Source organism: Pseudomonas sp. 2(2015) (assembly GCF_000955865.1).
Classification (GTDB): Bacteria; Pseudomonadota; Gammaproteobacteria; order Pseudomonadales; family Pseudomonadaceae; genus Aquipseudomonas.
Window position 1 is genome coordinate 374,354 of the sequence record NZ_JYOF01000003.1, and the last position, 20,966, is coordinate 395,319.

A 20,966-nucleotide genomic window follows, 5' to 3' on the forward strand; every position below is an offset into this window, starting at 1 on the left:
GGTCAGCTCCGTGCAATGAGGGATACGGCCGGGAAGCCGCCGAAGGAAAGCTCGTTGGTTTCGCCGAAGCGCAACTTGCAGGAGCTGAGGCAGCCCTTGCACTGGTCCTTCGAAGGGTCGTCCGTGAGGTTGTCCTCGTCGTCGAACATTGCGGCGCCGGTGTAGTTGCAGTCAGGGCCCCTATAGCCATTGGTCATGGCCCAGTGGCAGAAGGTGGTCATCTGCCGGCCCGGCAGACCAAAGCCGTCGATTTCGCCCGGTGAAGAAAGCTCCCACACGACCATCTCGCCGTCTTCGCCGGTCTTCTGGTCGATGTACCAGATCTCGAGCGCTTCCTGGGTCGGGTCCGCTTCGGGATTACCGCCCGGGAAGTTCTCAGCATCCAGGTACTGGGCCAGGGTCTCGCGCACGGTCAGCTGGAACTTCAGCAGGTCGTCGAACGCCAGGCACAGCGCAGTGATACGGCCGTTGACGTTACCAGCGGACAATGTCGGCCGGGTTGCAGAGCCGTTGCTGTCCGCCCCAATACCTTCGATCTGCACTGGCCAGGCCGCATACTCGTTGCCCTGCCAGAAGATCGACTTGGCCGGCAGCTGATCTGCATCAGCCACGGCTGCAGCCAGCTCTTCCGGCGAGTGTGGAATGGCATGGCCGTGAAATCGAAGTACATCGGCGCCGTATTCGGAGCCGTCGATCTCGAAAAGGATGACCTCATCGCCAGGCTCCAGCCTTTGGATGTCTCTGATCAGGGGCATGGGATGGCCTTATGGGTGGAATGTCTGCGTGAACGTTGCAGTCAGGGCGTAGATCCGCCCGCCGCGGTTAATCGGTTGATAGCCGGCGCACTTGTACAGGCCAAGCTCTCCAAGCGGAGGCGTCCACAAGAAGGCTTTGGTGCCCTTGTGGCGATCGAGGAAGGCCTGAACGGCCCTCACACGCTCCTTGGTGCCGGTGTACGTGATCGGCCAGGACTGCGAGCGGTTGTTCAGGCTTTCGCCGACCGATTGCTCGTAGCCATCGCCGAACTTCTTTGTGCGTACGGCGAAGGTCACCTCGCCCTGCTCGCCGTTTTGCACAGGCCAGGTAAAAGTCTCGATAGCCATCAGCGCCCCTTCAGTGCAGTGTTGATACGGCCGCCCTGCCTGAGGTCCTTGGCCATCATCTGGTTGTACTTCTGCTCGACAAAAGTCGCGAGCTCACTGCCGAACTGCTCGTATCCAGCGGTGTCGGTCGATGAGGCGGCATTTCCCTCGCCATCGATACTCACCGACACATGGATCACTGCACCGCCACCCGCTCCTGTTACTGCGGCGGATACTGGCCCAGCCCCCAGCGGCGTGATCGTACCGCCCTCGGCCCCCATCATCAGGTAGGTCTTCCCTCCCTGATTCAGTAGCTCCGGGCCCAGTTCGTTGACCTGGTAGAGCGAGTTCGCCGCTACCGGGCCGCCGGCGGCACGTTGGCCGGTGACGAAGTTGTCCATGATCGCCGGGCTGTAATCCGCCGCACTGGCGCCAGGCGTGGTGGATGTGCTGCCGCCACCGAACCAGGCCCCCAGCGCACTGCCGGCAATGCTCGACAGCAGCCCTGAGGCAGCCTGGCGAGTGGCAATCCGCGCCATGTCCGCCAGGATCGACTTGGTGAAGTCGGCGAACGAGCCTTTCCCAGTGATGGCGAAGTTAACGACTGAGTCTTCCATCGAGCTGAAGGCATTGGTGAACAGGCTCTTGGCCTGCCCGGCGACATCCCGGGCCGACTCCAGGTAGTTCTGGAAGGCCGACGAAGCGCCGGCGCTCCAGCTGCCCTGGGCAGCGGTCATGTCGTTGTAGTTGGCGATCGCAGTTTCCTGCAGGTCGCGCTGGGTTTTGTCGAGCGCCGCGAGTTTCTGGTTGTACTCATCGAGGCTCATACCGCGGGAGCCGTCACCATACTGGTTGGCCAGGTCCAGCTTCTGCTGGTTGATCCGGTCGGCGATGCCGTTCTGCTGGTCCTGGAGGCTGCGCTGCCGGTCGCCCAGGCCGAGGCCTTCGGCAGATCGCTGGCCCTGCAAGCGCAGAGCCTTCACCTGCTGATCCAGCGCGCTGGTGTAGGTCTGCACCGCCTGGGCCTGCTTGCGTAGCCGCCCCTCTTCGTTCGTGGCCAGCACGGCCAGTTCCGAATCAGCGTCCTTCTGCGCCTTGACCATGTTGGCCCGGGCATTGGCGATCTTCTGGTCCAGCTGGACCCGCTGGGCAGCCGAGGTGCCGGCCTTGCCCTTGGCGGCTTCAAGCGCCGCGATCTCAGCCTGATAGGCGTTGGTAACCTCGTCCTTCTGCTGCTCGATGATGGCCGCGCGCTGGGCAGCGTAGGACTCCTGGGAGATGATGCCGGCCTTTTGGGCAGCATCCAGCTCTTTCTCGGCGTTCTTGTACTCAGCGAGAATCGCCGCGAGCGAGTTCTTTGAGTCGTTGAAGCCAGTCAGGTTTACCGCTGTGGCTCGGACCGCCGGGTCCTTGTTCTTGTCCTTGATGTTCTGGATGTTCTTCGCAACCACCGCAGCAGAAATGCTCGGATCGTTCGGATTGGCCAGACGCACCTTCTCGACGTCACGCAGATACTCTTTGATCAGATTGTTGCGCTTTTCTTCGTTGGATAGGTTCGCATCACTGAGCTGCTTCAGCCGCCCACCGGCCTCAATTCCCTCGCGCTGAACTCGTGCACGCTCTCCTTCAGCCTTTGCCGCATCGGTGATGGCGGCCTTTTGCTTCTGCAGCGCCGCAACCTGCTGCTCCAAGAACTTGGTCGATTGACTTTCGGGACCCAACTGATCGCTGAACACCGAGGAGAGCCAGTTGCCAGACTTTCGATCATCAATGATCTTCTGATAGCTGGCGATCTGCTCATCGATAGTCCGGCTACGGCCGACATTCAGCGTGGCATCGAGCGCTTCAGTGGCGGCGCTCTTGATTCCTTTCCAGGCACTTTCGATCAGGCCGAGGTTCTCGGTGACTTCGGCGGTTCTGGTCCTGATGGTGTCGGCGTAGGTGTCGGTCAGTAGCTTGGCCGCGCCGATAGTGTCGCCCTGGTCTTTCAAGGCCACGATTTGCGAGTAGACCGACGCCGTCAGGAAGTTGTACTGGTCGTTCAGCTCTTTGGCGGCTGCGACCGGGTCCTTGGCGATCTTGGCGAACTCGGCAACCGTTTCATCGATGGAGCGACCAGTGGCCTTTTCCATGCTGAGCGCTGCTTCAGTGATAGCTTCGAAGCTGCCGCTGGCGATCTTGCCGCTACCGGCGAGCTTGGCCAGCACTTCAGCTGCAGCACCGGTAGTGCCGACAGTGGCGCTGACCTGCTGAGCCATGGACGCCAGCTGATCAGCGCTGGTGCCCGCGGCGTTGCCGGTGAAGATGATCGCCTTGTTGTACTCGTCGGCCTCCTGGCTGCCCTTGTAGTAGGCCAAGGCCAGCGCACCGGCTGCAGCTGCAGCCACGGTGAACGGGTTGACCAGGCCAAGCACATAGCCGCCCAGGGCCTTCGCCGCCGGCGCGATGCCGCCGAACATGTCCTTGAGCTGCCCACCCTGTTGCAAGGCAACCATCATGATCGGCTGACCAGCGACGATCGACGTGAAAATATCAGTGAACTGAGCCGGTACACCTCGCAGCGCTGCAGCGGTAGCCTTTGCAGTCATGCCAGTGCTGCTCAGCGCGGCATCCGCACTGCCCAGGGCAGCCCTCGCCTGGTCAACCTTCCCCTTGTACTCAGCGAAAGTCTCAGGGTCGAGGACGCCGTTGGCTTTGAACCCCTGCAGCTTCTGCTCCATCTGATCCAGACGGCTCATGGCTGTGACCGTAGGGTCGATTTTACCGAGCAGGTCGTCGAGAGCCTGGCCCTGATCGCGCTGGGCGGCGGCTGCGGTCTTGGCGGATCCGGCCAGGCGCTCTTCTGTCGCCAACAAAGCTTGTGCACGGGTGTTGATGGCGGCCTGCCGGGCGGCGTTCTCCGACAGCACGGCATTCGCTTGGCTGGTAACTTCGGCGGTTTGAGCGGTTGCACGGTTCAGCGATTGGACGTACTCACTCGCCTCCAGGGATGACCGCGCCATGGCCAACAGGCGAGCCTGCTGCTCATCAGCAGTTTCGGCAGCACGTCGGCTGGCCTGGGCCCCGGCGTCCGTGGCAGTGGTCAACGCAGCCTGCGCTTGCCCAGCCTGCTCAGCCCCGGCTTTGAATGCAGTCATGCCCGCCGCGGCGGTGGTCACGGTACGGCCGACCGTGATCATCTGCTGTGCCAGCTCAGCCTGCTTGGCGTTGAGAGCCTGCAGCTCCTGAACAATCTGCCGGGTATCACCCTGCATCCCGCTCAGCGCTGACTCCCAAGCGCGCCCGGTCTTGCCCGCCGATTCCTCGCTACGCTTGCCAGCGTCTGCCAGCTTGTCGAGGTCGCTTGCAGCCTCGACAGCATCGCCGGAGTCGATCTGCAGGCCAAGGGAGGCAATCGTTGTCATGATCTGCTCCAGGCAGGCAACAAAAAGCCCGCACTAGGCGGGCTTAGGTATGGTTTGAGAGCGGCATGAGTTAAGAGGGTTGAAATCTGGTACCGCAGGAATGGCACATCCAAGTACGGCGCCACTCTTCCAACTTGTCATACTGAGCGACGTTAAACTTCCAGTGACGCACAAACCCGATCACACCAATGGCGATGAATGTCACGCCAATGAAGAACCTGCTCCAATCGACGCCCCAATACGAGTTCATCAGCTTGAGGCCGTCGTACAGGATAATAGCGCCAACCCCTGTGAGGATTACGGGTCCCAGCAAGCGCTTACCTGGGGGTGGACCGACGCTAGCGGCCAAATCGGTCTGATGCCGGCCGGTGGTCTCGACAGTTACGCGCGGTCCGATTCCGGATTGCGCTTGGTGAGTTGTTTGAATTCGGGAAGTACCAGCGGCATGGATGACGGACAAGAGCTGTACTTGCTGACCCTGGCACTGCGGGCAGCAGATGGCATTGTTGCTCACCACGATTTCATTCCTTTGAGGGGCGGGAAACGTGCATTCTAAGATAAGGAGAACCAATTCTGCACCTATGTATGCCCAGAAATGCTCCTTGGGAACTTACCAAGCCGTGATCGGCGCCTTCAGCTTTTACTTCGCCCAACTGCTCACGGAACAACCTGCCATCTCGCCGCATCATTCGCTGCCCTACGCCACTGACTCAGCCATGACGGCCAAGGCCTCAGCCTCCATAACGCGAAGGTCGGGAAAAATGTCGGGAAGTTCGCGGCGTTTGATGCCGAGCATCGAGGCTGTGAGCGGGATGATCGAGTAGTCCAGGCCTGAAGCACCGCCTATGCCCGTCCGCCACTGGGTGGACATCGCTTCGAGCAGGCGAAAGGCTGGCCAGGCGTCCGGCCAGACCTCTACCTCTTCCTCATCGATGTCGTCTGACGTAAGCCCCAAGGCCGCTAGCTGCTCGGCGGATGGGCCACGCTCATAGCAGGCGCGGGCCGCCGCCCTCAGTTTCCCAGGCGTGCCGGGTTATAGGCGTTCTGGAAGGCATCGATGACAGCTTTTGGCGCACCAGTGCAGGTTCGCACCAGATCGAGGATGGCGTCGTCGCTGAACTTGTCGTCGAGATCCCAGCCAGCCACGATGTCCTTCAGCTGCTCAGCCTGAAGCTCGATCTCGGCGGTGGTGGCGTCCTTCCAGCTGACACCCTCTTCCTTCGCCTTCTCCGCCCAGGCGTCACGCGCCTTATTCCAGCGATCGAACATTTCGGATAGCGCGATACGGTCCAAGTAGCGAAACTCGAACCCAACCTCCACCGGATCGGAGCCCACCCGTGGAAGCTGCACAGCTGCGCCGAACGTTGGGTTCTGCGCGATTTTGATCTTTGCCATGGGGGCTCCTTACGCGCCAGCCAGGTAACGAAGCGAACGAGCAGACAGACCCACGCTGATGGTTCGGGTCATGACGTTGTTCCGTTCCATTGTCGGGTCAGGGGTGATGCTGACGTAGCCTGGGTACAGGATCTGGTCACCGTTGCGTAGCTTCATACGGATAACCGCGAGCTCTTTGGAGGTGTCGTAACCCTCAACAGCCTGCACGTAAGGCGCGGTAGGCTGGTCTTCCACCACGATCGACAAGGTGGTCGGGTTGCGGTTGGTAGGGAACTGCTTGTCGTCGTCATCTTCCAGATAGCCGACGGTCGCATACTGCTGCTCACCACCGGCCGAGTTGAACGACGTGACCTTCGAGATCTGAACCCAGTCGGAAACCGGGTACACGGAACCCACGCCCGCGCCTGCGGTGAATTTTTCTGCGTCACTGGTATCGAGACCAGCCAGAGAGAACGCGTCATCGGCGACGTTTGAGGCCTTAACGGCGCGGTCGCTGATGAGTGCCCAGCCGGAGTTGACCAACAGAACGTCGCCGTTCTGGATAGTGTGACCGGCAGCGGTCGCCACCGGCGGCTTTGCGTTGGTGAGTGCAGTGAACGCTACGGCGGCGCCAATGACTCTGGCGATCTCGAGCGTAGCTCCGTTCGGCAGCGGGAAGCGTGCAGCCATGGTGTATTTCCTCATTGATGCCCGCCGGGCGGCGGTTGGTTATGCCCCAGCGGGCGGTTGGTCTGCGACACCCTGGTAGGTGAAGCTGGTCGGGACCGTGTAGGTCGCCGGCTCGGTAATGGTTGGGCCCTGCTCCAGTGGTTCGACGATCAGGCCTTCGAAGCCGTTGCGGCTGAGCTCGGTGTCGACGCGGAACAATGTGCTCAGCTCGTCGACCAAGGCCTCGGCATTAGCCAGGGCCTGGCCTGCCGGGCAGACGATGCTGATCTGGTAGATGCCCCGGTACTCATAGGCTTCTGCAGCCAAGTAGCGGGTCGTGGTGCTGGCCGGCAGTAAGAAGGCCCGGAAGTAGGTTTCGCCCGGAGCGGCCTCGAAACCGTCCTCCATGTGCGCAACCCGGATCGGGCGCGCAGTTGCCCAGGCCGCCAGCTTGATCTCAATCGCCTGGCGGGCTCGTGCGTGGCTCATACCTGGTTTTCCCTGATGGCTTCGTTGACGATGCGTTGGAAGTTGGCCAGGGTCACACGCACCATTCCGTGCGGCGCCTGGGTGGAATGGCCGTACTCGAGCGGGATCGCATATGGCAGATTGTTCACGATGTAGGCGGTCTGGCCGATCGTCAGCGCCGCGACCTGCGCCTTCAGCTCGGCGATGGTCTCGTTACCAGATCGGTCGATTCGATCAAGCTCGCCAGTTGCCGGCGCATCGATGGAGAATTGCCAGTTGCCACGAAAGCGCCCGCCGACATACCCCTGGCCCGCCACAAGACCGTTCACAGCGAAGTTCTGATCGCGCTCTGCCTTGGTGAGTGGCTTGGCGTATCTGACGCCCTTGCGCAGCTTGCCGGATTTGGTGAAGTTGTCCTGGTTCAGGTTGATCAGCGTGTTGCGTACCGCAACCTTGAAGTCGTAGCTGTCAGCAGCCCGAGTGTTAGCCGCTCGATGAGATACGTTGGCCTTCCAGGTCTCCGGATCGCCCACTGGCGACATGCGGATGACACTGCTACCAATCTCAATAACGATCTCGCGAAACGTGGCATCAAGCGCCTGCTCGGCCTGCTCCGCGAAAGCCCGAATGGCTTCAGCGAATCCGCCCTGCAGCCCGCCATATCGCTGCGTCATGTGTGAACCGCGTGGCATGGTCACTTCCTCAACTGAATGGTCCAGGTAGCCCGAGCAGGGTCTTCAGACACGTTGAGTGCTCGATAGCCGCTAACTTGGTCGCCAATTTTGGGCGCCGCCGGGTTTTCGCTTACCTGCCCACCCTGCTCTTCGAACAGCTCGTTCTGAAGCACAAGCAACTTCACGTCCTCAGTCTGGATACGTGATCCATCAATTTCCTTGGCCAAGTAGCTGCCGAACACCCCGCGACCGGTGTAGCGAATGGTCGTGGCAGGCGCTGTGCCGCCGATCGCCGGGTCATAACCACCCTTAATGGTGCGGCTGCCAGCTACAGGCTTCACTGCGTCGGCCAGGCCGTCGGGATCGCTAAACGCCTCGGCCAGCTCCGCCTGAATCTCTTCGCGCATGCCCATGGTCAAATCCTCTTGAGCATGAGGGTCCCGGAACGACGCATCCAGGGCGCAATCAGGTCCAATGCGAAGTTCTCAGCCGCGGACAACTCGACGGAGCCCTCGGCGTAGGTCTTGCTGGTTGAGGTTCCAGCCTGAGCTGACACAGTCTTGCTGAGCACCTCTTTGCCAGTGTCCTTGTAGAGCTTGTTCTCGGCAGCCAGCTTGGCCACCTGCGCACCGGCGGTCACGATCGCGTCCGGCACCGGGTCTGGCACCGTCCGCCTGATCTTGGCCGTGAGCCAGGCATTGGCCATGGCTACGGCAAGAACAGCATCACCGGAGCCCGCCCAACCCGGCCCAAGCTTCTGGTCGACGTCAGCGACGGTGATGAAGTCGGTCATGGCTTATTCCTTCGGGATCAGGGCCTGCAGGTCGGGCTTGTTGAGGGCGGCGTCGAAGGTGATGCCCTGGGCCGTCAGCCACTCCTTCAGCTGCGGGACCTTCATTTTGTGCGGGTCGGTCTCGTCGCTGCCCTCTGCCTCAATCGCTTTGTCGATCTCGGCCTGGCTGCTCACAGAGGCGTAGCCAGCCGGCGGGTAAGCCGAAGCCTTGTAGCCCTCCGCTATCCACTGGGCGATGGTCGGGCCGTCCAGGCGCAGGCCTTCCTCGATCTCGCTGACGCTGATGCCCTGGCGCTGGTACGCCTCGCCGATATGAGGGGCATCGCCCTGCACAGAAACCAAGGTGGCGCCGTCAATGACGCCAAAGAACTGATCCAGGCGGCGATAGCAGGTGCCGCGCTCGCTGCCCGGGGAGTTGGTGTAGATGACTTTCATGGTGAGCTCCTGCGCAGGGCACCAGGTCGGCGCCCCGCATCATTGGGTCAAGGGGTGGCGGTGCCGCTGATGACCGCGGCGAACGGGACCTGCTTGCGGTCGAACACGCGCTGCCAGTTGGCCGCATTTGCGTACTGGGCGGCACTCGGGCTGAGGTTCAAGTTCTCGCTGCCCTTCCAGCTGAATCCGGCTGGCTGCAGGATGAAAGTCTTGCGCTCCCACAGGACCTCGGCACCACCACCGTTACCACCGCCGGGCTTGCGCTCCAGCTCGACCGGCACAGTCGGCGAGCCCTCGCCGTAGCCGAATGCCCCCTGGCCGAAGAAGACGGACAGAAACTGACCTGGCGCGTAGGTCAGGCTGTCATCCATGAACACTGGCTTGCCCAGATAGGTGGCCAGGATGATCTTGCCCTGGGAGTCGCGCAGGTACTCGATCATGTCCTGCTTGACCATCTGGTTCATGACGACCGAGTGCACACCGATGGCAGCGAACATGTCGGCGGCGTCGCCGGCGGTAAAAGCGGCGTCCTGGAAGGCATTGGCGCTGATCGATGCGCCGGAGTCCTTGACCATGTCACCGCCGTTGTTGGCGATGTTGGAGGCGATCACGCCACGCGCCGAGCCCAGCAGGTAACGCTGCCACTGGCGGGTCCAGTAGGTGCCAAAGCGGTTGCGAATGTGTTGCTGCGGTTCGGAGTTGGCGAGCTCAGCGGTGAGATCGGAAACGCCGTAGCCTTTGTTAAGGTACAAGGTCCGGGCCCGCATGCTGCCCTGTTTTACCTTGCCAACTTCGCCCAGGTCGTCGGGATTGTCGTTGGAAATGTTCGGCGCCTCGTCGGCGTCCAGGTCCTGCCAGTAGCTGATTTCGGAAGTGCCCTGGCCGTTCTTGGCGATGTCGTCGAGAGTCGCCGAGCGGGTCACGATGCCCGACTCGAAGACGGCGGTCTTCTCGGGGGAGTTCACCGGTTCAAGGGTGCCGTAGTAGTCGGAAACGAAGATATCCGACAGTTGGGTAGATGCCATGGTTTAAGTTCCTCGGGTGGCTTGGAGTTTTTTGTAAGCTTCAGGGTTGTCCCGGGCAATCGCAGCGCGCTCTGCCTCGGTGTACTCGCCCCACTTCTTCGTGGCCTTGCCACCGTTGTCGCCGGTCTGCCCGGCACCCTGAGCCCTTGGCCACAGGTGGGTAGCGGTCTCGCGCAGCGATTCCGCCCATTCGAGTGGAGACAGCGGGGTCTTGCCGTCCTTCCCGTACACAACTTCGCCGGCACGGTCAGTGGCGATCGGCTCGCCGTCTTCGCTCAGCTTAAAGGTGCCTCGGGCGCGGAGGATGATGTCCTCGGCAGCCTCGGGCAGCGCGCCGGCCTTGATGGCGGCAGCGCGGATGGAGTCGGCCAGCACCTTGTCGCTGTACTTGGCAGCGAAGGCTTCGGCCTTATCAGCGCGCTCGTTGGCAGCCTTAACCTGCTTGTCCAGGTCGGTGCGCAGACGCTCGGTGCGGCGGTTGATGACCTCGTCCAGCTTGCCCTCGGCGATCAGCTTGGTCTCTTCGTCCTGGCCCACCTTGGTCAGCAGGCCTTTCACGGCCTCGATGTCCAGGCCGTCGAACTGGCCTTTCAAGGTTTCCAGCTCGCTCTTGAAGGTGCGGTTGGCGCCCAACAGCTCGGTGTTCTTGGACTTGAGGCCTGAGACCTCCTTGTCCACGTATTCCTGCACCTTGCCGCCCAACGCCTCCTTGAGGGCTGCGGCTTGGGTTTCGTCGAGGTTGAGGCCGTGGGCGGCCGGGTCGAAGTCAAAAGGCATGTGGCTATCCCCTGGGGATTAATTGGCCCGCCTGGCGGGCATGAAAAAGCCCCGCAACTGCGAGGCCGTTGATCGCGCCACGAAACCGTGGCCCTTCGTTTTGTGGCGCGAGCTAGCTAATGCCGGCCCGCTCAAACGCCAACGGCTCCAGCTCCTTGAGCTGGTCAAGCGTCAGCGGCTTAAAGTTCTTGTCCAACTGCAGCGCGGCGAAGCGCTCGGCAGTCAGGCCGCCATCGCGGAACAGCTTTGCGCGAACGGGGCCCAGCGCGGCGTCTTGAAAGGTCGCTGGCTGCGTTTTGAGCCACTGGTAGTAGCCGAGCCCTGCCGATACCTGCGCACCGCCGCCAGCCCCCACAGATGCCCGCGTTGCGCCTTCGGCAAACAGCGCCGACAGCCTGGTTACCGGCACAGTAGTCGAGCGGCAGTTGACGTGCGCCGGCGGCAACGGGCCCTTCCCTACCTCGAACACCCGACCGTCCAGGCTCTTGCAGAGGGTGCTGGTCTTGCGGTCAAGCGTCGAAACCCAGCGATAGCCTGGGATGACATCGGAGTTCGCCTTGAGCGTTTCCATGCGTGCCGTGGTGGCCACATGCTGGACTGCGGTCTGTACGATGGATCGGGCGTTGCGGTTGCTGACGGCCAGGACGCCGTCGGTGAAGTTCTGTGCCGCCGTACCGCGAATGGCCTGGGTGATCTCGGCGTTGGTCTGACCCTGCACGACGCCGAGCCGTATGGCGTTCGTTACCCGAGTCGACTCGGTGCGCGTCCAGCCGTTGAGGAAGGATTTCAGCAGCGTGCCGCCGTCAATCCCCGACACCTGCAACGGCTGCGTGTTGATCGCCGATCGGATAAGGGCGTCGGTCGGCATCATCGCGTCGATCAACAGCGCCTTGGCCAGGCTCCGGCCTTCGAAGGCCGCCTCATACAGCGCGATGTCCACCAGGTCGGACTGCATCCGGTCGCTGAAGGCTTTGTAGATCTCCAGCAGCTTGCCGCCCACCCGCCCCAGGAACTCCTCAAGCCTGCTGCGGCTGTAGGTCGTCAGCTCCTTGCGGGTGAGCTGATCACGCACATGGGCATCGATGCGGCGCAAGTAGCTTTCAAACTTCTTGACCTCACCGGCCTTGAGCCGCTCAAGCAGAACCGAGTGGCGGCTTACCTGCTCCAGCAGCTTCTCGTCCGCTGTCTGCTCCGGTTTCGTCGCCATCGTCTTTATCCAGGTTGATGCCGGCCGATTCGCGCTCGTCGCTGATCAGCTCGGCCTCTTTGTCGTAGGGGCGCTCCGGCAGCTTGCCGGTGGTGAGGTACTGCCAGTAGGTCTCGGCGCTGATGGTCCCGGCCATCACGCTCTTCTGCAGTTCGGCCAGCACCTGGGCATCGACCTCAGGAATGACGAACTCCGGCTTAACTGTGAAGACGACTTCGTCCGGGTTGTAGCCGGTCCACTCTGCGGCGTAGCGCAGGGCTTGCTCGATGCCGGCTGCAGCAGTAATGACAATACTGTGCAGCGTGGCGTGCTGGTCGTTCTGGCGGGTCTTGCGGGCCTCGCCCGACTCGGTGCCGGATACATCCATCACCTTGGCACCAGCTTCTAGGGCGGCATTCTTCTGGTCTTCCATGGCAGTACGAACGGCCTGAATGCCGGCGCCCTGGAACTCCAAGTAGCCGCATTGGCCACTGGGGCCGAGGTCCCAAGCAGCGGACGGCCCAGTGACGCTGAGCTCCACGCTGTCATCCAGGCCGGATACCCACGGCTGCGGGTGGCTGGTCTGGTGCAGTGCGGTGAAATAGTCGGCGCTGAGCTGGTAGGACTTCAGCGCGGCCCGCGCCATGGTCAGCAGCGGGATCTCGTCTACGTCCGGTGAGTTGTCGGTCGATCCGCAATAGATAACCGGGATGTACTCCAGGCCGCGCACCAGCTGGTTGTCGGTGCCGACAGTACCCAGAGGGCGCGCGTTCTCGACCAACTCGCCGGCCTCGTTGCGCACAGCGGTGTAACAGACCTCACCCTCCATGTAGAACTCGCGGAAAACCGTCACGCACTCATGGCTGTAGCGATCCTCGGCATCCTTCTTCCTGAACTCACGGAACACCGAGAGGACCAGATCCTGGCGACCACCCTGATCGGCGGTGTCCCAGTTGATGGCGTTGCGCACCGCGTAGGTGGAAAAGTACGGCTGCCCCGCGTCGTCGACGTTGACCACCAGCGGTACCCGACCATGGGATATGGCCTGGCGCACGATGCGCAGGAACAACTGAATCAAGCCGAAGCCGTCGGCGGTAGCATTCTCCTCCAACTGCTTGAGGCCGGCAGGCAGTTTCACTTCGGGAATCAGCCGGGAGACCAGGCCCATCATTGAGCGCAGCGAGTCTCGCACCCAGTGCTCATACTGGGCGCGGTCGGTGTAGTTACGGTAGAGGTAGGCGTTACCCGCGCCGTCCAGCTTCTCGGCCTCCACCATGCCGCTCGGCTTCGGCAGATTGCGCGGGCTGCGCTTGATAGCGCCCTCGCCCTCAAGGGCGTCGTCCATCATCCGCCACTCAGCAATGTGAGCGTCGTAGTCTGGGTTGGTTGATTGAACAGGCATTACGCCAAACCTCCGATGCGGCGGACACCGCCTGTGCGTTTACGTCGCGCCATGGCAACGGCGAAATAGCGGAAACCGTCGGCCGGGTGGGATGACCAGTCATGAAGCGGCTTATCCTTCCAGCACCCACGCTTGTCGTCCCACTCTTTGCGGTAGCTCTCAAGGGCGGTAATGCCCTCGCCGCATTTGGCTTCGTCGAAGGCGCAGTTCGGCAACACTTCTCGCGCCTGCTCGATGCCTTCATCGATGCCGAGCTTGGGCACGACCAGGAATGTCATCCGGTACTTTTCTCCGTCGATCTCATAACCCTCGCGGGCCAGCTCTCGGCGGGTCTTTCCGTCGCTGCCGAACTCACGGTTGTCGATGTCGTGCGGACCCCAATGCTCACCGTAGGTGTAGCCGCGATCCTTCAGCACCTTCATGTAGTGCCGCAGGCCTTCGCCGCTGTTCTGGTAGAAGTCGACTACGTGGTATTCCTCGCCGACGATGCGGACAAACCAGATCGCGGTCGAGTCACCCACGCCGATATCCCAAAATGTGTGCACCGGCAGGTGGCTGTTGTCGGGCAGCTTGCCGATGCGCTGGGCGGCGTAGAGCTTGGTGAATTGCTTGGCGTAGTACGCGCCCTCGATCGTCTGCTGGAATGCCTCGGCAGGGATCGACGGGTACTCCCGCTTCATGTCGTCGCCGAGGGTCTTTTCCTTGGCGGTGTACCAGGCGCGCTGACCCGGGTTGGTGACGATGCCGTGCTTGGCGGTCAGGTCGTCGAAATACTTTGTCAGCCGATCAGGGATGGTGACATCAGTCGGATCAAGCCAGTACAGCGGGTTCCGCCACCAGCTGAAGAAGAAGAACTTCCAGTCCAACAGGCCCAGGGGCACGCCAGCGAGCTGCTGCTTTTCGGCTGACTGGCTGTAGTCGAAGAAGTACCCCGCCCGGCCCTCTGCCGTCGACTCAATAGTGACGAAACACTCAGCGGCCACAGCCTCAAACGCACCGGTGACGATCTCCCGCGCCTTGTGCGGGAACTTGGCGCAGATCTTCCCGAACTCGGAAACGTGCAGGTAGCGCAGCGTACCGCCCCGGAACGAAGTGGAGACGTAGAGCGATCCGCCCTTGCTGAACACCAGCTCGCCCGCGGCATCGTTGCGTGCCGGGTTTGCCGCCTTGATCTCCTTGGGCAGGCTGTCGTAGGCGTACTTGACCTTCTCCCTGAACAGGCGCTTGGCGTCGTTCAGGGTGTGAGCGATCAGGGCGCACTTCGCCGCTTCGAACAGCGCGGCATCCAGCTGGACGATGCACACCAGGGTAGTGAACCCGAGTTGCCGCGCCTTGAGGATGATGTTGCGGGTGTGCATCCCCTGGAAGTAATCGATCTGCTCCTGCGTCATGCGGAAGCGGACCTTCTTCCCCTGCTTGTCGGTAATGAAGTACAGGTTGTTCAGCCGCCAGAACCGGTCCCGGAGCAGTTTCAGGTGCTCGGGCTTCATGGGTCAGGCTTCCTTCGATAGTTCATCCATCAGCTTGGACAGTTCGTCCGCTTCGTCCGTCTTCTCCTTCTCGTCCAGGCCGAATGCCTGGCGCTCGAGCACCTGGAGGTTCTTCATTGCAGCTGACAGCTGGAACAGTGTCTTAGAGTTACTTGGGAGGGCCACCGCGGCAAGCATCGAGGCGCGGCGCATGCCGTTGCTGTCCTCGGCGGTCTCTTCGTCGATTGCCTCCTCAATTTCCTCCCGGCGCTGGATGGTGGTCAGCAGATCATCCATCAGCAGGTTCGCAAGGTTCGTGGCCTTGCGGATGTCGCGGCGGTGGCTGCGAACTACCTGCGCGCCCTCCTCTGCGGCCTCCTCGATGATTTCGGTATCGAGTTCGCGGTTCGCGCCTTGATCGTTGCGAACCTCGCCGCGAACCAGCTTGCTGCGAACCTCTTTACGCACCTGGTCGGAAAGGTCCCGCGCCCAGTTCAGGGCCTTGGCCTTCTTCCTGATTGCGGTGTCGCTCACGCCCTGGCGCTCAGCGATGGTTCTGATGGAAAGCGCCCCGGCCCGGTAGGCTCGTTCGATCGCCTCCCAGTCGGGTTGCTTGGTTGTCATAGATGCTCTCTGGCACTTGAAATGGTGGTTGATTGCCGGTATTGGTGCGAAAGACCTACACGGAGATTACGGATGACCCCGGTAAAAGCCCTTCTTGCTGTTTGCGCACTCGGCATTGCAAGCACAGCATCCCTAGCAGCAGATACTCCATATGGCTCATGTTCGGACAGCGCTCAGTCTTACCAAGATCGATACCAATCGGCAATGCGAGCTAGTGACCTTGTGTGCTATCAAAAAGCTCTAGAGCGAGAGCTCGGCGGCAGCTCGAGCTATGCCTGTGATAAAAGCGCCGATCACTACCAAGCGGCATATGAGAAAAACCAACAATCATCTGACCTTGTTTGTTATCAGCAGGCTCTGGAGCGAGAGCTCAGGTAAGCAGCGTGCGAAAAATTGTGCCGCACGCACCTGCGGCACACCTACCCTTCCCCGACATCCAGCAGCACATCAATAAGCTTCTGCTCGCCGAGCCGCGTTGCACCCAGGCATTGCAGGTCGTCGCATTTGGGACCAAGCCCAAACACCGTCACCTCGCCTTTCGGCCCCATGAGGGTCAGCGCGCCTACAGTGCATTCTGGATGCACACCGGCATCGAGGTCATCGGCGATCTTGCGCAGGGTCTTGGCAGCATCACGCCAGTCCTCCCGTTTGAACTCAACGAGCTTCGCGGTCATGCAGTCACCTTCTGTAACCACTCTTCAATGATCCGGCGCAGAACTGGCTCGGTCAGGATGGCTGATGGCTTGTCGCCGGCGATCACCGAGCGCACTAGGTCACAAGGCAGCACGTGGACACCATCATCAGCCGCAACAGTCAGATGCGGACGCCTCTCAGCGATATCGTGAATGTCCGCGGTGACTGGGCGCGCGCAATCCAGGCGGGTTCCGCTTCTCATCAACTGAACGGGTCGGCAGGCTTGGCAATGGAGCGCACAATCCACATGAAGCCCTGCTGCAGGTTGGTCTTGGCCAGGGCGAGCAGCCGCGGGTCAACACCTTCGATCCGGCCGATCTGCTTGAACAGCTCGCCGGCGTCAGCTTCCAGGGCCTTGATCGAATTCATGCCGTCGATCTCGTTTTGGCTCAGGTCGCGGTAGCCGGTGATTTTCTTGTGCTGGTTGTCCATGGGTGATTCCTCTGGAGTTGTCGCGCCACGAAACGGCGAACCTTGAATTTGTGGCGCGGATCAGTCCGCCTTACGGGCCGGCAGCTTGAAGTCGGTGACGCGGTCAGCGATGGCCCGAACCTTATCGACCCCAAGCAGGCCAACCCAGCCGCCGACGAAGGCAGCCATGCTTTGAGGCAGTCCGAAGAACTCGAAGCCGCTGATCATAGTTAGGGTCAGCCCTCCGCAGATAGCACCCTCAACCAGCATCTGGCGACGGGTGCCACCTCCATAGGTGATCCGAAGGACTGCCATGGCGCAGGACAGACCGGCCGCGTACAGGAGGGGCGAATGCTGGCTCAACCACGCAAGAGCAATCGCCCAGGTGTCTGGTTTGTCTGGCATGTTGGACATACTCGATTCCTCCCTCGCAGGGAGCTGTAAAAAGAAAGCCCACTCAGGGCGGGCGAGGTGCAGCAGGATTAGCGGGAGTTCAGCATACCGCCTGGTCGCAGCTCTTCGCGGATGACTTGGCGGACTGCATCAGCTGGATCGGTGATCTTTAACGTCAAGGGGTCAATGAGACTGCAGAAGCTCAGGCCAGTCATCACTTCCCGACCGCTGTTCAAAGTTTCAGTCTTGATGGTGTATCCGGTAGCGAGCTTGCTGGCATCGACTACAGCCTGGCTGATGAAGACTTGACCGCTATCCACGATGAAGGGCTCCCCCAGATCACCGAGTCGGATGAGGTCGGCGCCATCATGGGTGATGGTAAGCACGCCGTCCTTCAGGCTGATCCTGCTGCCCGCGACCATTGCTCTATTCCGTCGCGCCTCAACCTCCTCAGCAGTCTCTAGACGGCTGTAGGTCAGCGTGGTGCGGATGTCCGAACCATCGCGGTCAAACGAGATGTCTTCGGTCGAGAGCTCAGCACTGTCTCGATGCTCGGGCGGTATCTTCGCCAGCTCGGCGCCGATGAATGCATGGTATTCAACACCGCTTGCGGGGAGCTCAGACAGCGACCACTCACCAGCGGTTACGGTAATCGACTGCGGGCTGTAGGACAGGCCGCCGACCGAGAGCCGAGCGCTATTGAGCTCGACGTTTCCTGGGCTGATTTTCCAGCCGGATACCCCTGGTAGGTAGTCGTGACTCTGCATGTGCTGATCTCCAGAAGCGAAAAAGCCCCGGAGCATGCCGAGGCAGAAAGATAACCCCAGACACACAAAACGATTTGCACGTTATGCGCCTAGAGGTATAATTACCCCATCAACCACACAAGGAGACGGAGGTGCAAAGCAGGCAGTTGATAAAGGAGCTTGAAGCGGCTGGATGGGTTCTAAAGCGAGTTACTGGAAGTCACCACATCTTCAAGCACCCCAACAACCCAAACTCGATACCAGTGCCTCACCCAAAGAAAGACCTACCGATAGGCACGGTAAAGAGCATCAAGGAACGAGCCGGGCTGAAGTAACCCGGCTTCACCCTTTGCACCTTCGCAGGAGACGACAATGCAATATCCAATCTGTATCGAATGGGGCGACGAGAACACCGCTATCGGCATCCAGGTGCCGGACATTCCAGGCGCTGTAACCGCAGGCGACACCTTCGAGGAGGCTTACACCGCCGCCGTCGAGGTCGCGCACATCATGCTCGAGGAGATCGCTTCGAATGGCCAGGCCATTCCCATGCCGACCACTGCCGCAACGCACCGGAGCAATCCAGACTTCGCGGATATGGGCTGGGGCATGATTGAGATCGACATTACGCCGTACCTGGGCAAGACCGAGAAGGTCAACGTGACCCTGCCCGGCTTTGTCATCCAGCGGATCGATCGGTACGTGCGCGATCACAATGTCAAAAGCCGTTCGTCTTTCCTCGCCGATGCGGCAATGGAAAAGCTTGGCAGGTAAGCAGACGCAAAATCCCGGCGCACTGGCCGGGACTCTTGAGGCCCTCTTCGGGCAATAAAAAACCCGGCACTTGGCCGGGTTCTTTGTGGTCACTCCTAAACGCGCAGGAATGACAGGATGGGTGAATAATGCGACATGGCGACATGACATGCAAGCCCTTTTGAGGACCTCTTCACGCCGCCTCGCCCGATAGCACTCCAACCGCCTCAAGTATGTGCTGCGCCTCAACCAATGCCTCGTCCACCATCGACTCCAGATTGCCCTTGATTGCCTTGTTCCAGCGCTGATACGTGCGCTCTGTCAGCCCCTGGGAATCCCAGCTGGTCATGTCGTAGATCGACTCGGACAAAACGATTACACCAGGTTTCGTTTCGGCCACGGCCCGGGCATGCTTGTTGGCACGCTCGATTGCAGCAACTGCGGCTTTGTTCCGCCAATCCCATTGGCCGGCCTCTTCGTTCTCACGCAGTTCGGGCGCCTTTATTTCAACCACCTTTCGCTGAATGCCCTTGGCTTGCTGAGGCACCGCCCACACCAGCACCGCTCGCTGGGTGAAGAGCAGTGGTGCCGGGCTTGATACAACCGAGACGAGACGGCCGATAGAGTCGATCTTCCTGCCGCTATGCGTGCTGTACTTCGCCACCAGGGCGTTCCAGTGCCGCGGGCTGAGCTTGGCATGCAGCAGCTTGTGCACGATCGAGTCGGCCAGCAGAGCCGCATCCTTCCCCGAAATTTCGCCCTTGAGCTTGCTGGTCTGTACGCGCGGCTCGACATTGCACCCGCCAGCGCTGTTGATTGTCTCGGCGGCCAGGGCCCGGACTACTGCGGAAACCACATTCTGATAGATCATTGCCCGCCCCCTGCCCGCTTGGATTTCCTCAAAATGAATTCTTCGTAGCTGCGCTTGCGGGCGACTGCGGCACCCCAGGCAAACTCAGCGCCGGATGCCACAAGCATCACGGCCAGAAAGAAAAACGCCCATGCTGTGGTCAAGCTGCAGCCTCCTTCAGCTGTTTGATCTTTGCCCGGTACTCGGCCCTGATGGCCTTCAGGTCGTCGATGGTGTGCTTGCAGGCCTGATGAGGCCCTTCCAACCAGGCCACCCGGTCGGCGCCGATGCGCTGCACCAGCCGGATGCGGTACTCGACCGCGTTACCGGACAGGTTGCGATTGCACTTCACGCACTGGCGGTGCACGTTGAGCGGCTCGAAGCGCAGCTCCGGGCAGGCGCCCACAGAGCGGTAGTGGCCGGCGTCCCAGCGGCTGCCGGTGATCAGGTCGTGATCGCTGGGCAGCGAGTCACAGCTGATGCACGGCAGGTGCTGGTCGCGCAGGCGGATGTAAGTGTTGAACTCGGCCTGGGCCTCGCGCATGTAGTCGCCGCGGGTCTTGAGCTTCTCCTTGCGAACCTTGATCTCGCGGCGCTTGCGCTGGTCGATGGCCTTCCGGGCTTTGTCGTGATTCGCCGGCGCCATGGCCAGGGCACACTTCACGCTGCAGGCCTTCTGCGTCGACAGCGATGGCCGGAACTTCCCGCCGCAGGCCTTGCAGGTCTTCTGCTTCGCTTCCTTGAGGGCTGTCCTCATATCTCGTCGCCCCACTTGTAAAACACACCGCCCATGGCGAGCGCTGTGCCAAAGATCATCCAAAAACTAGGGCTGTTCATGTACACCCCGATCGAGGCCAGCTCTGCCGCCAGCACTCCACCAAGCAAGGCGGTGATCGCTCCGTACGCAGTCTTCATGCAGCCCTCCCGCGGCGCTCGCCATAGATCGCCATCATCAGGTCCTCTGGATGTGGCAGGAGCAGCTGCAGGCTCTCGGTGCAGTAGGCGTCCAGCAGCTCCAGGTACTGAGTCATCTGCTGGGTATTGAACTTGCGGGTCTTGGCCCGACCAACGCGGTACCGGGTGCCGTCGGGCAGCTCCACCGGGTGGACCTCGGCCGGCCACAATTTGGCGACCAGGATCTCGTGCCACTCTTCGCTGCTTGCTGCCTGGCCGTAGGAGTCGCGCAGATGCTCCTGGATCAGTCCATTCCACATCCACAGCAAACGGTTCTGGGCGTCGCTGCGCTTGTTCCGCACCTCGACGATGGTCAAGCGGCGCGGTTTGGCCAGGTCCAGGCCGGTGAGGTAGACGATCAGGCGAGCACGGTCTTGCTCGGTGCGGAGCATCAGGTCAGCCATGGTCGACATCCTCAAGCAGGTTGCGCGCGGCCATGACAGCCCAATTGTCGCCAGATGTTCTGCTCACTTCTGCGAGAAAGCTGCGCATCTTTTCGTTCTCAGTCTTGAGCTGGTCGCGCTCGTCCAACATCGCCCTGTAGCCATCAAAGTTGCAGGAGATGCGCGCAATCAGCTCCAGCCGCTCAACATCAGCGAGCAGGCCGAGGGCGACCTCTTCTACCGTGGTCTCGCCGAGGAATGCATCCAGCGCGTCAGTGTGCAGGTGCAGATCTTGGTCGCCAGCCCTCCAGGCGCCTACCACTGCCCACAGCAGGGGCTGGAGCTTTGCTTTGTCGATGTTCATGGTTTGGCCCTCACGCAGGAGGTACGAACAGTGGTTA

General features: G+C 61.2%; 29 protein-coding genes. 2 read left to right on the forward strand and 27 right to left on the reverse strand.

All coding sequences use genetic code 11. The features are described from left to right. Window positions 1-2 precede the first annotated feature (2 nt). The 21 genes from UB48_RS04610 to UB48_RS04715 all read right to left on the reverse strand — a co-directional run bounded on the left by UB48_RS04610 (window position 3) and on the right by UB48_RS04715 (window position 17,646). Entirely contained in the window at window positions 3-755 is a 753-nt protein-coding gene (locus UB48_RS04610) for a phage minor tail protein L (RefSeq protein ID WP_045194428.1), read from the reverse strand. 9 nt (window positions 756-764) lie between these two features. Continuing rightward, window positions 765-1,103 (reverse strand): phage tail protein, encoded by a 339-nt coding sequence (locus tag UB48_RS04615; RefSeq protein WP_045194430.1) that lies wholly within the window; start codon window positions 1,101-1,103, stop codon window positions 765-767. Then, complete coding sequence (locus UB48_RS04620) at window positions 1,103-4,336, reverse strand: phage tail tape measure protein (RefSeq protein ID WP_275558861.1); 3,234 nt, start codon at window positions 4,334-4,336, stop codon at window positions 1,103-1,105. Before UB48_RS04620 ends, UB48_RS04615 begins: the two co-directional genes overlap by 1 nt. An 847-nt stretch (window positions 4,337-5,183) precedes the next feature. Beyond that, window positions 5,184-5,441 (reverse strand): DUF1799 domain-containing protein, encoded by a 258-nt coding sequence (locus UB48_RS04630; protein WP_045194435.1) that lies wholly within the window; start codon window positions 5,439-5,441, stop codon window positions 5,184-5,186. Window positions 5,442-5,497: 56 nt separating this feature from the next. Further along, the gene (locus UB48_RS04635) at window positions 5,498-5,881 is read right to left on the reverse strand and encodes a phage tail assembly chaperone (protein ID WP_045194436.1); all 384 of its coding nucleotides are present in this window, start codon (window positions 5,879-5,881) and stop codon (window positions 5,498-5,500) included. 9 nt (window positions 5,882-5,890) lie between these two features. Then, a complete protein-coding gene (locus UB48_RS04640) occupies window positions 5,891-6,550 on the reverse strand; it encodes a phage tail protein (protein ID WP_045194438.1) in 660 nt (219 codons plus the stop codon). A 39-nt stretch (window positions 6,551-6,589) separates the two neighbouring features. Further along, on the reverse strand, window positions 6,590-7,018 hold the full coding sequence (locus UB48_RS04645) for a phage tail terminator-like protein (RefSeq protein ID WP_045194441.1): 429 nt from the start codon (window positions 7,016-7,018) through the stop codon (window positions 6,590-6,592). Next, window positions 7,015-7,689 carry a hypothetical protein gene (locus UB48_RS04650; RefSeq protein WP_045194443.1) on the reverse strand — a complete coding sequence of 225 codons (675 nt, stop codon included), beginning with the start codon at window positions 7,687-7,689 and terminating at the stop codon, window positions 7,015-7,017. The genes UB48_RS04645 and UB48_RS04650 overlap by 4 nt, the downstream gene beginning before the upstream one ends. Before the next feature lie 2 nt (window positions 7,690-7,691). Further along, entirely contained in the window at window positions 7,692-8,084 is a 393-nt protein-coding gene (locus tag UB48_RS04655) for a hypothetical protein (RefSeq protein WP_045194445.1), read from the reverse strand. Window positions 8,085-8,086: 2 nt separating this feature from the next. After that, complete coding sequence (locus tag UB48_RS04660; protein ID WP_045194447.1) at window positions 8,087-8,464, reverse strand: hypothetical protein; 378 nt, start codon at window positions 8,462-8,464, stop codon at window positions 8,087-8,089. Window positions 8,465-8,467: 3 nt separating this feature from the next. Continuing rightward, window positions 8,468-8,899 carry a HeH/LEM domain-containing protein gene (locus tag UB48_RS04665; RefSeq protein ID WP_045194449.1) on the reverse strand — a complete coding sequence of 144 codons (432 nt, stop codon included), beginning with the start codon at window positions 8,897-8,899 and terminating at the stop codon, window positions 8,468-8,470. A 47-nt stretch (window positions 8,900-8,946) separates the two neighbouring features. Further along, a complete protein-coding gene (locus UB48_RS04670) occupies window positions 8,947-9,924 on the reverse strand; it encodes a hypothetical protein (RefSeq protein ID WP_045194451.1) in 978 nt (325 codons plus the stop codon). 3 nt (window positions 9,925-9,927) lie between these two features. Continuing rightward, window positions 9,928-10,701, reverse strand: coding sequence for a hypothetical protein (locus UB48_RS04675; RefSeq protein ID WP_045194453.1), 774 nt, complete (start codon window positions 10,699-10,701; stop codon window positions 9,928-9,930). A 112-nt stretch (window positions 10,702-10,813) separates the two neighbouring features. Continuing rightward, window positions 10,814-11,908 (reverse strand): minor capsid protein, encoded by a 1,095-nt coding sequence (locus tag UB48_RS04680; RefSeq protein WP_045194454.1) that lies wholly within the window; start codon window positions 11,906-11,908, stop codon window positions 10,814-10,816. Next, on the reverse strand, window positions 11,835-13,289 hold the full coding sequence (locus UB48_RS04685) for a DUF4055 domain-containing protein (RefSeq protein WP_045194456.1): 1,455 nt from the start codon (window positions 13,287-13,289) through the stop codon (window positions 11,835-11,837). The genes UB48_RS04680 and UB48_RS04685 overlap by 74 nt, the downstream gene beginning before the upstream one ends. Then, on the reverse strand, window positions 13,289-14,779 hold the full coding sequence (locus UB48_RS04690; protein WP_045194458.1) for a terminase: 1,491 nt from the start codon (window positions 14,777-14,779) through the stop codon (window positions 13,289-13,291). Before UB48_RS04690 ends, UB48_RS04685 begins: the two co-directional genes overlap by 1 nt. Before the next feature lie 3 nt (window positions 14,780-14,782). Next, window positions 14,783-15,382, reverse strand: coding sequence for a hypothetical protein (locus UB48_RS04695; RefSeq protein ID WP_045194460.1), 600 nt, complete (start codon window positions 15,380-15,382; stop codon window positions 14,783-14,785). Window positions 15,383-15,801: 419 nt separating this feature from the next. Continuing rightward, window positions 15,802-16,056, reverse strand: coding sequence for a hypothetical protein (locus UB48_RS04700; protein WP_045194462.1), 255 nt, complete (start codon window positions 16,054-16,056; stop codon window positions 15,802-15,804). A 220-nt stretch (window positions 16,057-16,276) separates the two neighbouring features. Then, entirely contained in the window at window positions 16,277-16,507 is a 231-nt protein-coding gene (locus UB48_RS04705; RefSeq protein ID WP_045194463.1) for a hypothetical protein, read from the reverse strand. Between the two features lie 60 nt (window positions 16,508-16,567). Next, complete coding sequence (locus tag UB48_RS04710) at window positions 16,568-16,900, reverse strand: phage holin, lambda family (RefSeq protein WP_045194464.1); 333 nt, start codon at window positions 16,898-16,900, stop codon at window positions 16,568-16,570. 68 nt (window positions 16,901-16,968) lie between these two features. Beyond that, a complete protein-coding gene (locus UB48_RS04715) occupies window positions 16,969-17,646 on the reverse strand; it encodes a hypothetical protein (RefSeq protein ID WP_045194466.1) in 678 nt (225 codons plus the stop codon). Between the two features lie 131 nt (window positions 17,647-17,777). Between UB48_RS04715 and UB48_RS27245 the strand changes: the two genes are divergently transcribed. Beyond that, a complete protein-coding gene (locus UB48_RS27245; RefSeq protein WP_016715573.1) occupies window positions 17,778-17,960 on the forward strand; it encodes a type II toxin-antitoxin system HicA family toxin in 183 nt (60 codons plus the stop codon). Window positions 17,961-17,997: 37 nt separating this feature from the next. Next, window positions 17,998-18,399 (forward strand): type II toxin-antitoxin system HicB family antitoxin, encoded by a 402-nt coding sequence (locus UB48_RS04720; RefSeq protein WP_045194468.1) that lies wholly within the window; start codon window positions 17,998-18,000, stop codon window positions 18,397-18,399. A 172-nt stretch (window positions 18,400-18,571) separates the two neighbouring features. Here UB48_RS04720 and UB48_RS04725 read toward each other — a convergent pair whose 3' ends face one another. The 6 genes from UB48_RS04725 to UB48_RS27250 are packed head-to-tail and all read right to left on the reverse strand — an operon-like array spanning window position 18,572 to window position 20,929. Beyond that, complete coding sequence (locus UB48_RS04725) at window positions 18,572-19,249, reverse strand: hypothetical protein (protein ID WP_045194469.1); 678 nt, start codon at window positions 19,247-19,249, stop codon at window positions 18,572-18,574. Further along, entirely contained in the window at window positions 19,246-19,392 is a 147-nt protein-coding gene (locus tag UB48_RS27930) for a hypothetical protein (protein WP_177329138.1), read from the reverse strand. Before UB48_RS27930 ends, UB48_RS04725 begins: the two co-directional genes overlap by 4 nt. Continuing rightward, the gene (locus UB48_RS04730) at window positions 19,389-19,985 is read right to left on the reverse strand and encodes a recombination protein NinG (protein ID WP_045194470.1); all 597 of its coding nucleotides are present in this window, start codon (window positions 19,983-19,985) and stop codon (window positions 19,389-19,391) included. The genes UB48_RS27930 and UB48_RS04730 overlap by 4 nt, the downstream gene beginning before the upstream one ends. Next, entirely contained in the window at window positions 19,982-20,143 is a 162-nt protein-coding gene (locus tag UB48_RS27685) for a hypothetical protein (protein ID WP_156160166.1), read from the reverse strand. Before UB48_RS27685 ends, UB48_RS04730 begins: the two co-directional genes overlap by 4 nt. Beyond that, window positions 20,140-20,586, reverse strand: coding sequence for a recombination protein NinB (locus tag UB48_RS04735; RefSeq protein ID WP_045194471.1), 447 nt, complete (start codon window positions 20,584-20,586; stop codon window positions 20,140-20,142). Before UB48_RS04735 ends, UB48_RS27685 begins: the two co-directional genes overlap by 4 nt. After that, complete coding sequence (locus UB48_RS27250; protein ID WP_082075392.1) at window positions 20,579-20,929, reverse strand: hypothetical protein; 351 nt, start codon at window positions 20,927-20,929, stop codon at window positions 20,579-20,581. The genes UB48_RS04735 and UB48_RS27250 overlap by 8 nt, the downstream gene beginning before the upstream one ends. Window positions 20,930-20,966 lie beyond the last annotated feature (37 nt).

Excerpts from the sequence above, each read along its gene's own strand:
- UB48_RS04700 (WP_045194462.1), bottom strand. The coding sequence starts at position 16,056 with ATGACCGCGAAGCTCGTTGAGTTCAAACGGGAGGACTGGCGTGATGCT.
- UB48_RS04620 (WP_275558861.1), bottom strand. The coding sequence starts at position 4,336 with ATGCAGGGTGATACCCGGCAGATTGTTCAGGAGCTGCAGGCTCTCAAC.
- UB48_RS04715 (WP_045194466.1), bottom strand. The coding sequence starts at position 17,646 with ATGCAGAGTCACGACTACCTACCAGGGGTATCCGGCTGGAAAATCAGC.
- UB48_RS04615 (WP_045194430.1), bottom strand. The coding sequence starts at position 1,103 with ATGGCTATCGAGACTTTTACCTGGCCTGTGCAAAACGGCGAGCAGGGC.
- UB48_RS04665 (WP_045194449.1), bottom strand. The coding sequence starts at position 8,899 with ATGAAAGTCATCTACACCAACTCCCCGGGCAGCGAGCGCGGCACCTGC.
- UB48_RS04655 (WP_045194445.1), bottom strand. The coding sequence starts at position 8,084 with ATGGGCATGCGCGAAGAGATTCAGGCGGAGCTGGCCGAGGCGTTTAGC.
- UB48_RS04690 (WP_045194458.1), bottom strand. The coding sequence starts at position 14,779 with ATGAAGCCCGAGCACCTGAAACTGCTCCGGGACCGGTTCTGGCGGCTG.
- UB48_RS04730 (WP_045194470.1), bottom strand. The coding sequence starts at position 19,985 with ATGAGGACAGCCCTCAAGGAAGCGAAGCAGAAGACCTGCAAGGCCTGC.
- UB48_RS04695 (WP_045194460.1), bottom strand. The coding sequence starts at position 15,382 with ATGACAACCAAGCAACCCGACTGGGAGGCGATCGAACGAGCCTACCGG.
- UB48_RS04660 (WP_045194447.1), bottom strand. The coding sequence starts at position 8,464 with ATGACCGACTTCATCACCGTCGCTGACGTCGACCAGAAGCTTGGGCCG.
- UB48_RS04680 (WP_045194454.1), bottom strand. The coding sequence starts at position 11,908 with ATGGCGACGAAACCGGAGCAGACAGCGGACGAGAAGCTGCTGGAGCAG.
- UB48_RS04635 (WP_045194436.1), bottom strand. The coding sequence starts at position 5,881 with ATGGCAAAGATCAAAATCGCGCAGAACCCAACGTTCGGCGCAGCTGTG.
- UB48_RS04725 (WP_045194469.1), bottom strand. The coding sequence starts at position 19,249 with ATGATCTATCAGAATGTGGTTTCCGCAGTAGTCCGGGCCCTGGCCGCC.
- UB48_RS04640 (WP_045194438.1), bottom strand. The coding sequence starts at position 6,550 with ATGGCTGCACGCTTCCCGCTGCCGAACGGAGCTACGCTCGAGATCGCC.
- UB48_RS04675 (WP_045194453.1), bottom strand. The coding sequence starts at position 10,701 with ATGCCTTTTGACTTCGACCCGGCCGCCCACGGCCTCAACCTCGACGAA.
- UB48_RS27685 (WP_156160166.1), bottom strand. The coding sequence starts at position 20,143 with ATGAAGACTGCGTACGGAGCGATCACCGCCTTGCTTGGTGGAGTGCTG.
- UB48_RS27250 (WP_082075392.1), bottom strand. The coding sequence starts at position 20,929 with ATGAACATCGACAAAGCAAAGCTCCAGCCCCTGCTGTGGGCAGTGGTA.
- UB48_RS04705 (WP_045194463.1), bottom strand. The coding sequence starts at position 16,507 with ATGGACAACCAGCACAAGAAAATCACCGGCTACCGCGACCTGAGCCAA.
- UB48_RS04610 (WP_045194428.1), bottom strand. The coding sequence starts at position 755 with ATGCCCCTGATCAGAGACATCCAAAGGCTGGAGCCTGGCGATGAGGTC.
- UB48_RS04710 (WP_045194464.1), bottom strand. The coding sequence starts at position 16,900 with ATGTCCAACATGCCAGACAAACCAGACACCTGGGCGATTGCTCTTGCG.
- UB48_RS04645 (WP_045194441.1), bottom strand. The coding sequence starts at position 7,018 with ATGAGCCACGCACGAGCCCGCCAGGCGATTGAGATCAAGCTGGCGGCC.
- UB48_RS04685 (WP_045194456.1), bottom strand. The coding sequence starts at position 13,289 with ATGCCTGTTCAATCAACCAACCCAGACTACGACGCTCACATTGCTGAG.
- UB48_RS04720 (WP_045194468.1), top strand. The coding sequence starts at position 17,998 with ATGCAATATCCAATCTGTATCGAATGGGGCGACGAGAACACCGCTATC.
- UB48_RS04670 (WP_045194451.1), bottom strand. The coding sequence starts at position 9,924 with ATGGCATCTACCCAACTGTCGGATATCTTCGTTTCCGACTACTACGGC.
- UB48_RS04650 (WP_045194443.1), bottom strand. The coding sequence starts at position 7,689 with ATGCCACGCGGTTCACACATGACGCAGCGATATGGCGGGCTGCAGGGC.
- UB48_RS04735 (WP_045194471.1), bottom strand. The coding sequence starts at position 20,586 with ATGGCTGACCTGATGCTCCGCACCGAGCAAGACCGTGCTCGCCTGATC.